This is a genomic window from Pseudomonas sp. 910_21 (genome assembly GCF_052850735.1).
The window spans coordinates 190,989-206,067 of the sequence record NZ_VXCY01000012.1; the positions used below are offsets into that span (position 1 = coordinate 190,989).

The following is a 15,079-nucleotide window of genomic DNA, read 5'->3' on the forward strand; positions in this document are numbered from 1 at the left end:
TTGACAGTTAACTGGCGTGACGCGATAGTCAGGCACCTTCCAATAACAATTCCAATGGAGCTGCAATGACCGACGCGAACCACGCGACCCCGGCGCAGGCTGACGTCGAGTACCTCGACCTGCCGGCCTTGACCGACTTGCTGCAACGGATTTTTCTTCGCCACGGCACCTCTGCCGAGGTAGCCCAGGTGCTGGCCGACAACTGCGCCCGCGCCGAGCGCGATGGCTCCCACAGCCACGGGGTGTTCCGCATTCCCGGTTACCTGTCGTCCCTGGCCAGCGGTTGGGTCAATGGGCAGGCCGTGCCGCAGGTCGAGGATGTGGCCCCCGGCGTGGTGGCGGTGGACGCCGCAGGCGGCTTTGCCCAGCCGGCCCTGGCGGCGGCCCGCGCGCTGCTGCTGAGCAAGGCCCGCAGCGCCGGGATCGCGGTGCTGGCGATTCGCAATTCCCATCACTTCGCGGCCTTGTGGCCGGATGTCGAGCCCTTCGCCGAAGAAGGCCTGGTGGCCCTGAGCCTGGTCAACAGCATGACCTGCGTGGTGCCCCACGGCGCCCAGCGTCCGCTGTTCGGCACCAATCCGATTGCCTTCGCCGCCCCCCGTGAAGGCGCCGAGCCCATCGTCTTCGACCTGGCCACCAGCGCCATCGCCCACGGTGATGTGCAGATCGCCAAGCGCCAGGGCGAGCAACTGCCACCGGGCATGGGAGTGGACCGCGACGGCCAGCCCACTTGCGATCCGGCAGCGATTCTCGACGGCGGCGCCTTGCTGCCCTTTGGCGGGCACAAGGGCTCGGCGCTGTCGATGATGGTGGAGCTGCTGGCGGCGGCGTTGACCGGCGGCAACTTCTCCTTCGAGTTCGACTGGTCGCAACACCCCGGGGCGCAAACGCCTTGGACTGGGCAACTGCTGATTGTCATTGACCCCAGCCACCTGGGCGGCGGGCGTTTTGCCCAGCGCAGCGGCGAGCTGGTGCGGCAGATGCAGGCCGTGGGCCTGGAGCGCATGCCCGGGGACCGGCGCTACCGCACCCGGGCCAAATCGCTGGAGCACGGCATTCCCCTGGCCGTTGCCGAGCTGGCGCGACTGCGCGCTTTGGCGGCCGAGGCTTAAGGCCTTATCCCTTGGCACCGGGGTCGCTAAACCCTTGGTGCTACTCCCGGTAGTGGGCCCGGTAGTGGGCCCGGTAGCGGGCCGGTCGTGGATCGGATTTGCCGGTCCCTGCCAGCCCCTCCAAAGCATGCTGAATTTGCCTCCAAGGCAGCCTATGGGCGGCCTTGCCCCGTTTCGATAATCGCCTCCGACATTTCGTCCCCCGTTTGCGGAGCGCGCCATGCATAACAATAAGAACTGCCAGTACCCTCTGATTCCGGCCCTGCTCGTCGGCCTGTCGACCCTTGGCCTGGGCACTGTCGCCGAAGCCGAGATCATGCTGTACGACAAGGACCAGACGACCTTTTCCACCGACGGCTACATCAACGCCTTCTACGTCAACAGCAAGGTCGACCGCGCCGGCGAGCAGTACGACCGCCGGCAGGCGCGGGTGAAGATGGGCTTTCTGCCCAACTACCTGGGCTTCAACATGGGCAAGCAGGTGGACGACCTCAAGCTCGGCGCCCGGGCCTCGTTCTGGGTGACCATCAATGACAGCGAAACCAACGGCACCGACACCGCCATCGACGTGCGCCAGTTTTACGGCACCGTGGCCAACCCGGAGTGGGGCGAGGTGCTGATCGGCAAGGACTTCGGCCTGTTCGCCCGTTCCAACATCCTGCTCGATGAAATGCTCGCCGGGTACGGTCAGGTCAGCGACAGCCTGGGGCTGGTGGACGGCGGCGGGGTGTCGTTCGGCAACATCGGCAGCGGTTATCCCTATCCCTTTCCTTCGTCGCAGATCACCTACCGCAGCCCGGTCATGGACGGCTTGCGGGTGGCGGTGGGCATCCTCGACCCGGTGGATACCAACGACAGCAGCGCCCTGGGCAAGGCCTACCAGAAGAACCCGCGCACCGAGAGCGAGATCACCTACCAGTTCGACCTGGGCGGGGCCAAGTTCTACAGCTGGCTCAACGGCAGCTACCAGACCTCCGACAACACCGACCCCAACGTGCAATCGGTGACTTCCAAGGGCCTGGGCTACGGCCTGCAGGCCAAGATGGGCGGCCTGTCCCTGACCGGTTCCGGGTTCCAGGCCAAGGGCATCAATCCGTTCTTCACCAACAACGCCGGCGAAGCCACGCTGCGCAACGTGGACAGCAAGGGCTACCTGCTGCAGGGCTCGTACAAACTGGGCAAGAATCGTCTGGCGCTGTCCTACGGCAAGACGAAGGACGACGGCAACGGCGTGGTCGGCAGCGGCGCCGATTACCAGACCCGGGGCGTGGCGCTGTTCCACGACATCAACGACAACCTCAAGCTGGTGGCCGAGTACAACCAGTTCGAGATCGACGGCCACCACACCAGTGCCCAGAACGAAAACACCGACACCTTCGCCGTGGGTGCCGTGCTGACCTGGTAACCCCAGCGCCGGCCCTGGCGTGCGCATCGCGCCCGGGCCGGCGCCGCGCATTCCCATTTCTCCCATATTTGCGCCTTCCCCTGTAGGAGCCGGCTTGCCGGCGAAGAGGCCCTCAAGCCTTGCACCAGCCCGGATGACGCCTTCGCTGGCAAGCCAGCTCCTACGGAGGTCGCGCCGCGCATTCCCCGCCTATTTTCCGCATTGGCGGATTTCCCGTAGGAGCCGGCTTGCCGGCGAAGAGGCCCGCCAGCCTTGCACCAAACCGGCCGACACTTTCGCTCGCAAGCCAGCACCTACGCCCATGGAACCGGCTACCCGCTACCCAAGTAGCATTCGTGCCCCAGGGCCGGCTTCGTACACTCATCCCTCAGATAACCGGCGCCGGAGGCGACGATGCAGCAAGCCCAGAGCGAGGGCGTGGTCAGTGCCATGTCCCAGGCCGTCGATCCGCAGCAGGTGGCCCAGGACCTGGCCAGCCAGTTGCTGCATCCGCACCTGGGCTTCGTGCTGTTTTTCTGTTCCGCCGAATACCCCCTGCAAACCCTCGGCCCGGCCCTGCAACACAGCTTTGGCGGCATCCCCCTGGTGGGCTGCACCAGCGCGGGGGAAATCACCCCCCTGGGCTACGGGCGCAATTGCGTGACCGCCATCGGCTTCGATCACCGGCACTTTTCCATCGCCGCCGAGCTGATCGACCAGATGGAACACTTCAGCCTGATCGACGCCCAGCAGATGGTCGAACGTCTGGTGGGGGATTGCCGCAGCAACACCCTGGCGCCGATCAAGGGCAACAGCTTCGCCCTGACCCTGCTGGACGGCCTGTCGAGCCGCGAAGAGATGGTGCTGGCCGCCCTCAGCGCGGCCCTGGGAGACATTCCGCATTTCGGCGGTTCGGCCGGCGATGACAACTACCTGACCCATACCCACGTCTACTTCGGTGGCGAATTTCACAGCGGCGCGGCGGTGGTGGTGCTGGTCAACACCTGGCTGGATTTCGAGGTGTTCACCACCCACCACATCCTGCCCCGGGAAGAAAAACTGGTGGTCACCGGCGCCGACAGCGCCTTGCGCCGGGTCTATGAATTGAACGCCGAGCCGGCCGCCGAAGAGTATGCGCGGCTGATCGGCGTGCCGCTTGCGCAGCTCGACCACCGGGTGTTTGCCGCCCACCCGCTGGCGGTGCGGATCAACCAGCACTACTACGTGCGCGCGGTGCAGCAGGTGCACCCGGACCTGAGCCTGAGTTTCTACTGCGCGGTGGAGAACGGCATCGTCCTCACCGCCATGACCCCCGGCCCTTTGCTGCCCAACCTGCAACAGCTGTTCGACGGCTTGCAGCAGCGCCTCGGCGGGCTGTTGCTGACCATCGGCTGCGACTGCTTTTTGCGCCGCCTGGAGCTGGAGGACCGCGGCAGCCTGGAGCAGATCGGCGCCTTTCTGCGGGAGCAACGGGTGATGGGGTTCAACACCTACGGAGAACAGTTCAATGGCATGCACATCAACCAGACCTTCACCGGGGTCGCCATTGCCCGCAGTCGAACTCCGGCCCGCCGCTGAGCTGCAAGCGCAGCTCGCCTGCCTGCAGCGCGAGAACCGCAAGCTGCGGCGGATCAACAGCGCGCTGATCGAGCGGGTCGAATCCGGCATCACCCGGGGCAACGACCCTTATGCGGCGTTCCAGCATTCGGTGGTGCTGGCCGAGCAGGTGCGCGAACGTACCGACGCCCTGAACCAGGCCATGGCCGAGCTCAAGGCCGGCAACCACTTGCTCAGCGAAGCGCGGCTGCGGGCCGAGACTGCCCACCAGCATCTGATCGATGCCATCGAGAGCATTTCCGACGCCTTCGTGCTGTTCGACCAGGAGCAGCGCATCGTCCTGTTCAACAGCCGCTTCCGTGCCTTCTGGAGCCACAGCCGGGTGCGGATCATGGCCGGCATGCGCCTCTCGGAAGTGCGCCGGCTGATGACCAGCACCGGGCTGTTCAGCGAGGAACCGCGCAGCAGCGCCGACGAGCAGTTGCTCTATCGCCTGCACAACGGGCGCTGGCTGCAGGTCAGCGAGCGGCCGACCCGGGAGGGCGGGCGGGTGATCCTGTTCACCGACATCACCGAGGTCAAGCACAGCGAAACCCTGCGCCGGGAGCAGGCGGTGGCGCAAAAGTCGCACCTGCTGCAACGGGCGGTGGACAACCTGTCCCAGGGCGTGGCCATGGTCAATGCCGAGGGCATTCTCGAACTGTGGAACCGGCGTTTCCTGGAACTCAGCGGGCTGGCCCCGGTGGCCGCTCACCGCTTGTTTGCCGAGGTTATCGGCGACAGCGAGCTGAGCCTGCTGACCCCCGCCAGCCGCGACTGCAATGGCCGGGTGATCCACGAATGCGAGCAGCGCCTGAGCGACGGCCGGGTGCTGGAAATCCGTACCCATCCGCTGCCTACCGGCGGCTTCGTCAACACCTTCACCGACATCACCGAGCGCTACCAGCACGCCGAGGCCCTGAGCGAGAGCGAGCGCTGGATTCGCCTGATCACCGACCATGTGCCGGCGCTGATCGCCTACCTCAATGCCGATCTGGTGTACGAGTTCACCAACAAGGTCTACGAGGAGTGGTACTGCTGGCCCCGGGGCGTGATGCTCGGTCAGAGCCTGCGCGAGGTGCACAGCGAACAGCACTACCAGCGCCTGGAAAGCTATGTGGAGCGGGCTCTGGCGGGGGAGAGCGTGACCTTCGAATTCGCCGAAACCAACATCAACAACCAGGAGCGCTACATGCTGCGCTCCTACGTGCCCAATCGCCTGGCCAATGGTGAAGTGGTGGGGATCTTCGTACTGATCCGCGACATCACCGAACGCCGGCGCACCGCCGAGGCGTTGCATCAGGCCTACCAGAACCTGGAGCTGCGGGTGCGCGAACGCACCGCCGAACTGACCACCCTCAACCAGCAGCTGTTGCGCGAGATCGAAGAGCGCAGCCGGGTTGAATCCCGGCTGCGGGAAGCCAAGGGCGAGGCTGAACAGGCCAACCTGTCGAAGACCAAATTTCTCGCCGCGGTCAGCCATGACCTGCTGCAACCCTTGAATGCCGCGCGGCTGTTCACCAGCGCCTTGCTGGAGCGCCGCGATCCCCAGGCCAGCAGCGCCCTGGTGCGCAATGTCAGCAACTCCCTGGAGGACGTGGAAAACCTGCTGGGCACCCTGGTGGACATCTCCAAGCTCGACGCCGGGGTGATCAAGGCCGATATCGCGCCCTTTGCCTTGAGCGAGCTGCTGGAAAACCTTGCCGCCGAGTACGCCCAGGTGGCCCGCAGCGAGGGCCTGGAACTGCACTTCGTGGCCTGCTCGGCACTGGTGCGCAGCGACATCCAACTGCTGGCGCGGATCCTGCGCAACCTGCTGAGCAACGCCATCCGCTATACCCGCCAGGGCCGCGTGGTGCTGGGCTGTCGGCGCCAGGGGCGCTGGCTGTCGATCGAAGTCTGGGACAGCGGCATGGGCATCGCCGCCGAACGTCTGGAAGAAATCTTCCAGGAGTTCAAGCGCGGCGAAGAACAGCGCCCGGACCAGGATCGCGGCCTGGGCCTGGGGCTGGCCATCGTGGAGAAGATTGCCGGGATTCTCGGGCACCGCATCGGCGTGCGTTCCTGGCCGGGGCGCGGCTCGGTGTTCAGCGTGCAGGTGCCGATCAGCGCCAGCGCACCCTTGCCGGCGCCGCGCCCGGAACTGGGGGAAGCCCTGCTGGAACGTCTGCACGGCGCGCGGATCTGGGTCGTGGATAACGACGCGGCGATCTGCGCCGGCATGCGCACCCTGCTTGAAGGCTGGGGCTGCCAAGTGATCACCGCGCTGTCCGAAGAAGACCTGGCACGCCAAGTGGACGACTACCGCGCCGAAGTCGATCTACTGATTGCCGACTACCACCTGGACCGCCAGCAGAACGGCATTGACGCCGTGGCGCGAATCAACGCCCGCCGCGCCCTGGCGATCCCGGCGATGATGATCACCGCCAACTACAGCAACGAGCTCAAGCAGCAACTGCGCGAGCTGGGCCACACCCTGATGCACAAACCGGTGCGGCCGATGAAACTCAAGACTGCCATCAGCCACCTGCTGAGCCCGGCCACCCCCACGCCCCATCACTGACGGCCAACCGTAGGAGCTGGCCACTGTCATTACCAACCGTAGGAGCTGGCTTGCCAGCGAAGGGGCCCGCGAGATCGCCTTCGCCGGCAAGCCGGCTCCTACAGGAACGGTGCACGATCAGTTGCATTCAGCGGCGCAGGTAGGCGCCGAAATCGATGTCCCCGGCACTCAGGATCGCTTGCACCCGGTTGTGCACATTGAGCTTGCGCAGGATCGCCGAGACGTGGGCCTTCACTGTGGTTTCGGCAATGTCCAGGGTGTAGGCGATCTGCTTGTTGGACTCGCCCTTGGTCATGCGCTCCAGCACCAGGAGCTGTTTGCGGGTCAGGGCCTGCAGCAGTTCCGGGGGAAAGCTCGGGGTCTCGCTGCTGCGTCGGCCCGGCGGGCTTTTCTGGGTGCGGATGATGTCCGGTGGCAGGTACACATTGCCATTGAGGATCTGTTCGATGGCCTCGGTCATCTGCGAGCGCGGCGAGGATTTGGTGATGAAGCCCACGGCGCCGTAGGTGATGGCCTGGAGCACGATCTGTTTGTCCTGTTCGGCGGAAACGATCACCACCGGAATGGTCGGCGCTTCGTTGCGCAGGGTGATCAGGCCGTTGAGGCCGTGCATGCCGGGCATGTTCAGGTCCAGCAGGATCAGGTCCAGGTCGTCGTGTTCCTGGGTCAGGGCCAGGGCGCTGTCCAGGTCGGCGGTTTCCATCACCTCGCTGCCGGGAAATCCGTCGCTGATGACGTTGTGGATGGCTTCGCGAAACAGTGGGTGATCGTCGGCTATCAGAATTTTATACATGGCCTTTCACCTCGTTATTGTGAGTGTGCGGGGGGGCTTTTGCAGCTTCAGGGAAAGGCTTCCGGCTGGGCCGCCACCACCGGCAACCCGGCGGCCTCCCAGGCGTCCAGGCCGTCGCGATACCAGTACACAGAGGTATAGCCCAGGGCTGCGGCGCGTTTTACCGCGTTCCAGCTCAGCCAGCAATCGGCGCGGCAGTAAAACACCAGCGGCTGGTCCAGGGCGCCGGCGCTGAGCTGTTGCAGATAGCGGCTGAAGTAGTGCTGCCACTCGGGGCTCAGTTCGCCGTCGCCGGTGTTGGCCAGCCAGTGGCTACCGGGCAGGTTGGCGTGGGGCTCGCTGTCAATGAAACGACCTTGCAGCCATTGCCGGCGATAGACGTCGATCAGCAAAGGTTTGCGCGGCTGCTGGAGCAGGGCTTGCAAGCCCTTGGTGTCGATGATCTGCGCGGTTTCGATCCGGGTGGGTGTCGGGCTGCGGTAAAGGCTGGTGCGATAGCCCTCGGCGGAGAACAGCGGGGTTTCGGCGTGGGCCATCCCCAGGGTCAGGCTCAGGGAGAGCAGGGCCAGGGTCTGCAGGGCACGGGGCATAAGGGGGGTGTCCTTCTTGTTATGGGGGTCATTACATGCCAGGGCGAGGGCATTTGTGAATGCGACCATCGACAGCAAAAGCAGTACCAAAGTCGTAGATCGCCCATCGGCAGGCGCTGTGTAGGAGCCGGCTTGCCGGCGAAGGGGGCATTGGGTTTGGCGTTGGGCTTGCGGGCCTCTTCGCTGGCAAGCCAGCTCCTACGGGGGGGGAGGTGGGTGTGAGGGGTGTGGCTCAGGTGCTTTTGCGCAGGGCGGCGTGCTGCGGGTTGAAGGTCAGCACCGCCAGCAGGGAGAACACCAGGGTCAGCCCCAGGCATACCGCCAGGGCCAGGAGGTTGAAGCGTTCATACAACGCAAAGCGCACCAGCTCCACGGCGTGGGTGAAGGGGTTGAGGGCGCACAGCCAGTACAGCCAGGGGCTGGCTTCGAGCATCTTCCACAGCGGGTACAGCGCCGAGGACAGGAAGAACAGCGGGAAGATCACGAAGTTCATCACCCCGGCAAAGTTCTCCAGTTGGCGGATGGCATTGGACAGCAGCAGCCCCAGGGCGCTGAGCATCAGGGCCACCAGCAGCAGGGCCGGCAGCGCGGCCAGCAGGCCCATGGCCGGCGGCTGCACGCCGTAGAGCCAGGCCACGGCGAGGAAGGCGTAGACCTGCAGCAGCGAGATCAGCGAAGTGGCCAACAGCTTGCTGGCCAGCAGGAAGGCCCGGGGCAGGGGGCTGGTGAGCAGCACGCGCATGCTGCCCATTTCCCGGTCGTAGACCATCGACAGCGAGCCCTGCATGCCGTTGAACAGCAGGATCATGCAGGCCAGCCCCGGGACGATGTAGACCTCGTAGGGAATGTAGGTGCTGTAGGGCTCGATGATGGCGATGCCCAGGGCGGCGCGAAAGCCGGCGGCGAACACCAGCAGCCACAGTAGCGGGCGCACCAGGGCGCTGAGAAAGCGCGTGCGCTGCAGCACGAAGCGCAGCCATTCGCGCAGCACGATGCCGCGCAGGCACTGCCAGTAGGCGTTCATGCGAGCGGTTCTCCGATCGGCGCCGGGCGCGGCTGGGGATTCTGGGTCAGGCGGGCGAAGGCCGTGCCCAGGTCGCCGCCCTGTTCCTGGCTGATGGCGCTGGCCACGCCACTGGCCACCAGGCGCCCCTGATGCAGGATCAGCAACTGGTCGTCGGCCTGCACTTCGTCCAGCAGGTGGGTGGTCCAGAGCACGCTCAGGCGCTGTTCCTGGCACAGCTGGCGAATGTGCCGGTTGAGGGCCAGACGGCTGGCCGGGTCGAGGCCGGCGCTGGCTTCATCGAGCAGCAGCAGGCGCGGTTCATGCAGCAGGGCGCGGGCGATTTCCACCCGCCGGCGGTGACCGCCATTGAGGGCGCGCACGCTGTCCCGGCGCCGTTCGGTCAAGCCCTGGCGTGCCAGTTCAGCGTCGATCCGCGCCTGCCCCTGGCGCCGCGACAGGCCGTGCAGCGCGGCGTGGTAGTGCAGGTTCTGCTCGACGCTCAGGTCCAGGTCCAGGGTGCTTTGCTGGAACACCACGCCGAGCTGGCGCAGGGCGGCCCGGGCGGCGTTGCGCAAGGAGCAGCCGCCGACGCGGATGTCGCCCTGCTGCAGGTCGTAGAGCCTAGTGAGCAGGGCGATCAGGGTCGACTTGCCGGCGCCGTTGGGGCCCAGCAGCGCGGCAAAGCGCCCGGGAGCCAGGCTCAGGCTGACCTGATCGAGGGCCTGGCGCGGGCCATAGGCGAAGCTCAGTTGGCTGACCTCCAGGGCGTTCATGGGGTCACCACCACGCCCCAGGGATAGCGCCCGACCTTCACCGACTTGAGCACCTTGAGGCTGTTCACATCGATCACCGAAACATCGCCGCTGACCCCGTTGGTGGCCAGCAGCTGGCTCTGGTCCGGGGTGAATGCCAGCTGCCAGACCCGCCGCCCCACCAACAGGTAGTCGAGGATCTCGTAGGTCTTGGCGTCGATCACCGCCACGTGGTTGGCCGGGCCCAGGGCGACGAAGGCGTACTTGCCATCGGCGCTGAGCTTGATGCCCACCGGCTGCACCTTGTCCGGGTGCACGCCCTTGATCTTGAAGTTCAGGGTCTTGAGCACCTGGCGCGTGGCCACGTCGAGGATGGTCACGGTGCCGCCGATTTCCGCCGAGGCCCAAAGCCTGGAACCGTCCTGGTTGAACTCGACAAAGCGCGGGCGCTGGTCCACCAGGGTGCTGTCGGCCAGGGTCTGGGTGCTGGTGTCGATCCAGTGCAGCATGTTGGTGGTTTCACTGGTGTTCACCGCCCACTTGCCATCGGGGCTCACCGCCATGCCTTCGGGCTCGACCCCGACGTTGATCTGGCCGAGGACCTTGGCGGTCTCGGTGTCGATCACCGTGACCAGCGCATCGTCCTCGTTGGACACGTACAGCCAGCGGTTGTTGGGGTGCAGGGCGAACTGCTCGGGGTCCTTGCCGGATGGCAGCTCCTTGACGATCTTGCGGGTGGCCACGTCCATCACCTGGACCCGGTCCGAATCGCTGGCGCAGATGTACAGCAGCTTATTGTCATGGGACAGCAGCAGCCCGCGCGGGCGCTGGCCCACCGGCAGGGTCTCGGTGACTTCCAGGGTCTGCAGGTCGATCAGGCTCAGGCTGTTGTCCTTTTCGTTGGAGACCCAGGCCGTGGCGGCCATGGCGTGCCCGGTGGCGAGCAGCAGGGCCGCGCAGAGGGCGGAGCGGCAGAGAAGGGGGCGGCGCATGGCGGATTCCTTGTTGTTGTGGTGATCGGATCAGGGGTAGCGGCAGGCCACTTCGGGACGGTCGTAGCCCAGGCTGTCCATTTCGTTGAAGGGGTGCAGGAAGCCGTCCTGGGGCGAGGTGCTGACCAGGGCCCGGGGCTGCACCAGGGGAATCGGTTGGCGCAGTTCGCCGTTCCACGGGCGGTAGCTGAGCTTGCGGCCCTTGAAACCGTCCAGTGGCAGCTGGTCGCTGAGCAGCAGCGCTTGCAGGGTCCGAGGGTCGGCCTGGCGCAGTTTGCTGACGGCGCTGGCGACGCTGCGCACGGCCATCCAGGCGGCGAAGTCGCGGTCGTTCATCCAGCGTCCGGCCTGGGCTTCGAAGCGCTTTTGCAACTGCGCTGCGCCGAAGGTTTCCACGCTCTTGTGCCAACCAGTGGGGGTCAGGCCCTGGGTGCCGGCCACCGGGCGCGGGTACCAGGTCTGGTAGGGCAGGTATTCGCCGAAGTCGCCGCGCTCGTCGGCCACCAGCACCACGTCGTACTCGGCGGTCTGGGTGAACAGCGGCATGTCGGCCTGGGCGCTGCGGCGCTGGTCGTTGTCGAAGCTCCAGGTCTTCTCGGCGACGATCTTCAGGCCGAAGCGCTGCATGGCCCGGCGCAGGGCGTCGGCGTAGGCGCGGTCGTCCTCGGTCTGGCCGACGATCAGCAAGGCCCGCTGCCATTTGCGCAGCACCATGAACTGCACCAGGGCGTCGGCCAGCATCGCCCGGCCGGGCAGGCTGTGCAGCACGTTGCCCAGGCACTGGCTGCTGCGCAGGCGGTCGTCGGGGCTGCCGGCGTTGAACAGCAGGCTGTCGGGCAGGGCCGCCGACAACTCGCGCAGGCTGGCCGCCGGGGCATTCACCACGAACAGCCGCAGGCCCTGGTCGTGCTGGGCCCTGGCGGCTTGCAGCAGGGCCGCGGGGCTGTCGACGCTGGCGCTGTCGAGCTGGAACTGCTGCTTGAGAAAGCGCCCGGTGCTGTTGCTGTCGACAATCGCCAACTGGGCGCCTTGCAGCCCGGCGTCGGCGGGCTCGGGGATGATGTTGGACAGCAGCGGGCCGGGATCGGGGCGATAGCCCAGGTAACCGATGCGCACCTGCAAGGGTTCCTCGCTGGCCTGGCTGACGGTCATGGACAACAGCACCGAGGCCAGGACCAGCAGGCAAGTCGGGATAAGCGGGGCAGGCTTGTGCATAGGGCGCTCCACGGCAGGTGGCGCCAGCATAGGAACAGTGCCGGGACGGGGAAATATGCAGAAAGTAGCGCCCGGGCAGTACCAAGGTAGTAACCCGGCGCGGGCGCGGCAGTCTTAGCATGGTCCCAGCGGCCTCGATCCTGGCCTGAACCCGCCCCGAGCCCTGAGCCCGAACCTTGAGAGCGACGCCCATGCGCATCATCAAAGTGCTGCTCCTGCCCTTGCTGCTGATTCTCAGCCTGATCGGCGTCGATCGCCTGCACGGCCCGCGCCCGGTCGTGCCCCTGGCGGTGCCGCTGGTTCCGGGGCGCTAGGCATGTCGGCGCTGTGGCGGATCAACCTGTGGGTGACGGCGTTCTTTGCCGTGGTGACCCTGGCCTGCGCCGGCTTGCTGCTGCACCAGGCGGTGGCCGATGTCGAGCGTGAGATGCAGTCCGCCGAGGCGGTGGTGGAGTACCTCAGCGACAGCGCCGAGCGCAACCCGGCGGGCCTGCAACCGCGTCTGACCCAAAGCCTGCGTCATGTGCGGGTGCACTGGCTGGCACCGGACGAGGCCGCACAGATGCCCGAGCAGGCCGGGCTGGATGCCTGGCTCGGCCGCCAACTGTTCAGCGACCGCCGCCACAGCGCCCGCGAGCTGGACCTGGGCGACGGGCGCCGGGTGCTGATCGCCGTGGACGCGCGCGACGAGATCGATGAAGTCTGGGATTCCCTGCAACAGCTGTTGAGCCTGTGCGGCCTGGCCCTGCTCTTGAGCCTGCTGAGCATCCGCTGGGCGGTGCGCCGCGGCATGGGCCTGCTGGACGATTTACTGCGGGCCTTGCAGCAGGTATCCGGTGGGCAACTGGCGGTGCGCCTGCGCGAGGCCGGCCTGCCGGAAGCGCGACAACTGGCCGGACACTTCAACCGCATGACCACGACCCTCGAACAGACCCGGGCCGACAACACCCAACTGACCCAGGCCCTGCTGGCGGTGCAGGAGCGCGAACGCACCTACCTGGCGCAGACCCTGCACGACGACCTCGGGCAATACCTGGCGGGCATTCGCGCTCAGGTCTGCCTGCTGCGCATGGTGGCCGACCAGCCCACGGTGGTGGAACACACGGCCCAAGCCCTGGAGCTCAACTGCGAGCGTTTGCAGCAGGGCTTTCGCGCCCTGGTGCAGGACTTGTACCCGGTGGTGCTGCAGCACTTGCCGCTGGCCGAAGCCTTCGGTTTGCTGGTGAGCCAATGGCAGGACAGTCAGGGCATCGATTGCCAGTTGCGGGTGGGCGCCGACCTTCCGGCGTTGCCCGACGTGAGCAAGACCCACCTCTACCGTCTGCTGCAAGAAGCGCTGACCAATGTCGCCCGGCACGCCGGCGCCAGCCAGGTTCGGGTGCGCCTGCAACGCAGCGCCCGGGGCCTGCGCCTGCTGGTGCGCGACAACGGTTGCGGCGCCCCCCAGCCCCAACGCCCCGGCGTCGGCCTACACTCGATGGCCGAACGCGCCCGCAGCCTGGGTGGCGAACTGCACATCCTCAGCCGTCCCGGCGCCGGTTGGGCACTGGCCTTGAACATGCCCTTGAACATTCCCATGGAGGCCTGATGAACATCTTGTTGGTGGATGACCACGCCGTGGTCCGCCAGGGCTATGCCAGCCTGCTGCGCGCGGTATTGCCGGCGATGCAGGTACGCGAAGCGGCCAGCGGCGAAGAGGCCCTGGCCCGAGTGGCCGAAGACGTGCCGCAACTGGTGATCATGGATTTCGGCCTGCCGGGCATCAGCGGCCTGGAGACCACCCGCCGCCTGCGCCAGCGCCTGCCGCAACTGCGGGTGCTGTTCTTCAGCATGCACGACGAACTGCCCCTGGTGCGCCAGGCCCTGGAGGCGGGCGCCTCGGGTTACCTGACCAAGAACTCCGCGCCCCAGGTGCTGATCGAAGCGGTGCACCGAGTGCTGGCCGGGCACGCCTACATCGAACAGCCCCTGGCCACCCAACTGGCCTGCACCCCGGCGCAGAACGCCAGCGATCCACGCTTGCAGAGCATGACCCAGCGCGAGCTGGAGATCTTCGTGATGCTGGCCAGGGGCACCCCGGCGCGGGTGATTGCCGAGCAGTTGTGCATCAGCGCCAAGACCGTGTCCAACCACCTGACCTTGCTCAAGAGCAAGCTGCAGGTCAGCTCCCATGCGGAGTTGGTGCATTTGGGGATTGATATGGGGGTGGTGCGGGTGGCGGGGTGAGGGGGTATGGTTTGGTAAATTTTGTCAAAAGCGGACAAAGCCATGAGCACCATGAACATCTCCCTGCCGGACGCTCTCAAGTCCTTTGTCGATGATCAAGTCAGCCAGCGCGGCTACAGCACCAGCAGTGAATATGTGCGTGAGCTGATTCGCAAGGATCAGGATCGGCAACATCTGCGTGGCCTGTTGTTGGCCGGTGCTCAATCGGCGCCGGGCACTGCTGTGCAGGGTGACTATTTCGAATCCCTGCGTGCCAGGGTTCACAAGGCGCGAGGATGAAAGCCAAGCCGGTCATGCCACGTGCCCTTGCCAGCCAGGACGTGGGAGGCGCTATCAGCGACTAGCTTGACCAACAGGCCGAGCAGGCGGCGCTCGGTTTTATCGATGCTTTGGAAAAGGCCTATCTTCATATCGGCCGCCATCCGGCCTCGGGTATGTCTCGCTACGCCCACGAGCTGGATCTGCCGGGGGGGCTTTGCTGGCCGCTGAAGCGCTATCCCTATCTGGTGTTCTACGTTGAACGCGATGACTACATCGACGTATGGCGGGTTTTGCATGGTATGCGGGACTTTCCTGAGTGGTTGGCTGAAGGTGTTTTCCGGTAGTGGTGGGGGATGTTGGGGGCTTTTTGTGGTGAGGGGGTGGGGTGTATATCCGTTGCTGCGGGTGTGGCTGCTGGTGGTTTCGTCTTGATGGTTTGGGGTTTGGGTACATATCCATTCCTACGGGTGCGGCCACTTAGGGTTTCGCCCTTACGGCGAGTCCCTTTTTACAAACGCCTAAAAAGTAAGCAAAAACGCTTGCCCCTCCATGGGCCCCTCGCTGGGGCTCGGGGTGCCCTCTCTCCGGC

General features: G+C 65.9%; 15 protein-coding genes. 9 read left to right on the plus strand and 6 right to left on the minus strand.

Annotated features, from left to right (window positions below; all coding sequences use genetic code 11):
• The first annotated feature begins 65 nt into the window (after positions 1–65).
• From FW796_RS30365 to nahK, 4 genes are all read left to right on the plus strand, one after another.
• The gene (locus FW796_RS30365) at positions 66–1,112 is read left to right on the plus strand and encodes an Ldh family oxidoreductase (RefSeq protein WP_446440578.1); all 1,047 of its coding nucleotides are present in this window, start codon (positions 66–68) and stop codon (positions 1,110–1,112) included.
• A gap of 220 nt (positions 1,113–1,332) precedes the next feature.
• On the plus strand, positions 1,333–2,517 hold the full coding sequence (locus FW796_RS30370; protein WP_346631586.1) for a porin: 1,185 nt from the start codon (positions 1,333–1,335) through the stop codon (positions 2,515–2,517).
• A gap of 393 nt (positions 2,518–2,910) precedes the next feature.
• On the plus strand, positions 2,911–4,074 hold the full coding sequence (gene nosP / locus FW796_RS30375) for a nitric oxide-sensing protein NosP (protein WP_446440579.1): 1,164 nt from the start codon (positions 2,911–2,913) through the stop codon (positions 4,072–4,074).
• A complete protein-coding gene (gene nahK / locus FW796_RS30380) occupies positions 4,004–6,655 on the plus strand; it encodes a hybrid sensor histidine kinase/response regulator NahK/ErcS' (protein ID WP_446440580.1) in 2,652 nt (883 codons plus the stop codon). The genes nosP and nahK overlap by 71 nt, the downstream gene beginning before the upstream one ends.
• Positions 6,656–6,782: 127 nt before the next feature.
• Here nahK and FW796_RS30385 read toward each other — a convergent pair whose 3' ends face one another.
• The 6 genes from FW796_RS30385 to FW796_RS30410 all read right to left on the minus strand — a co-directional run bounded on the left by FW796_RS30385 (position 6,783) and on the right by FW796_RS30410 (position 12,003).
• Positions 6,783–7,448, minus strand: a complete 666-nt coding sequence (locus FW796_RS30385) for a response regulator (RefSeq protein WP_404939160.1) — start codon at positions 7,446–7,448, stop codon at positions 6,783–6,785.
• A 47-nt stretch (positions 7,449–7,495) separates the two neighbouring features.
• The gene (locus FW796_RS30390) at positions 7,496–8,038 is read right to left on the minus strand and encodes a PQQ-dependent catabolism-associated CXXCW motif protein (RefSeq protein ID WP_311168208.1); all 543 of its coding nucleotides are present in this window, start codon (positions 8,036–8,038) and stop codon (positions 7,496–7,498) included.
• A gap of 232 nt (positions 8,039–8,270) precedes the next feature.
• Positions 8,271–9,062 carry an ABC transporter permease gene (locus FW796_RS30395; protein WP_233323636.1) on the minus strand — a complete coding sequence of 264 codons (792 nt, stop codon included), beginning with the start codon at positions 9,060–9,062 and terminating at the stop codon, positions 8,271–8,273.
• The gene (locus FW796_RS30400; RefSeq protein WP_446440581.1) at positions 9,059–9,817 is read right to left on the minus strand and encodes an ABC transporter ATP-binding protein; all 759 of its coding nucleotides are present in this window, start codon (positions 9,815–9,817) and stop codon (positions 9,059–9,061) included. Before FW796_RS30400 ends, FW796_RS30395 begins: the two co-directional genes overlap by 4 nt.
• Positions 9,814–10,788, minus strand: coding sequence for a YVTN family beta-propeller repeat protein (locus FW796_RS30405; protein ID WP_041117213.1), 975 nt, complete (start codon positions 10,786–10,788; stop codon positions 9,814–9,816). The genes FW796_RS30400 and FW796_RS30405 overlap by 4 nt, the downstream gene beginning before the upstream one ends.
• 30 nt (positions 10,789–10,818) lie before the next feature.
• Entirely contained in the window at positions 10,819–12,003 is a 1,185-nt protein-coding gene (locus tag FW796_RS30410; RefSeq protein WP_446440582.1) for an ABC transporter substrate-binding protein, read from the minus strand.
• Between the two features lie 191 nt (positions 12,004–12,194).
• Between FW796_RS30410 and FW796_RS30415 the strand changes: the two genes are divergently transcribed.
• The 5 genes from FW796_RS30415 (at position 12,195) to FW796_RS30435 (ending at position 14,834) form a co-directional block, all read left to right on the plus strand.
• The gene (locus FW796_RS30415) at positions 12,195–12,317 is read left to right on the plus strand and encodes a hypothetical protein (protein ID WP_019092738.1); all 123 of its coding nucleotides are present in this window, start codon (positions 12,195–12,197) and stop codon (positions 12,315–12,317) included.
• A 2-nt stretch (positions 12,318–12,319) separates the two neighbouring features.
• On the plus strand, positions 12,320–13,591 hold the full coding sequence (locus FW796_RS30420) for a sensor histidine kinase (RefSeq protein ID WP_346631579.1): 1,272 nt from the start codon (positions 12,320–12,322) through the stop codon (positions 13,589–13,591).
• On the plus strand, positions 13,591–14,229 hold the full coding sequence (locus FW796_RS30425; protein ID WP_041117219.1) for a response regulator: 639 nt from the start codon (positions 13,591–13,593) through the stop codon (positions 14,227–14,229). The genes FW796_RS30420 and FW796_RS30425 overlap by 1 nt, the downstream gene beginning before the upstream one ends.
• 42 nt (positions 14,230–14,271) lie before the next feature.
• The gene (locus FW796_RS30430; protein WP_011060512.1) at positions 14,272–14,508 is read left to right on the plus strand and encodes a type II toxin-antitoxin system ParD family antitoxin; all 237 of its coding nucleotides are present in this window, start codon (positions 14,272–14,274) and stop codon (positions 14,506–14,508) included.
• Between the two features lie 101 nt (positions 14,509–14,609).
• Entirely contained in the window at positions 14,610–14,834 is a 225-nt protein-coding gene (locus tag FW796_RS30435; RefSeq protein WP_346632062.1) for a type II toxin-antitoxin system RelE/ParE family toxin, read from the plus strand.
• The last annotated feature ends 245 nt before the right edge of the window (positions 14,835–15,079 follow it).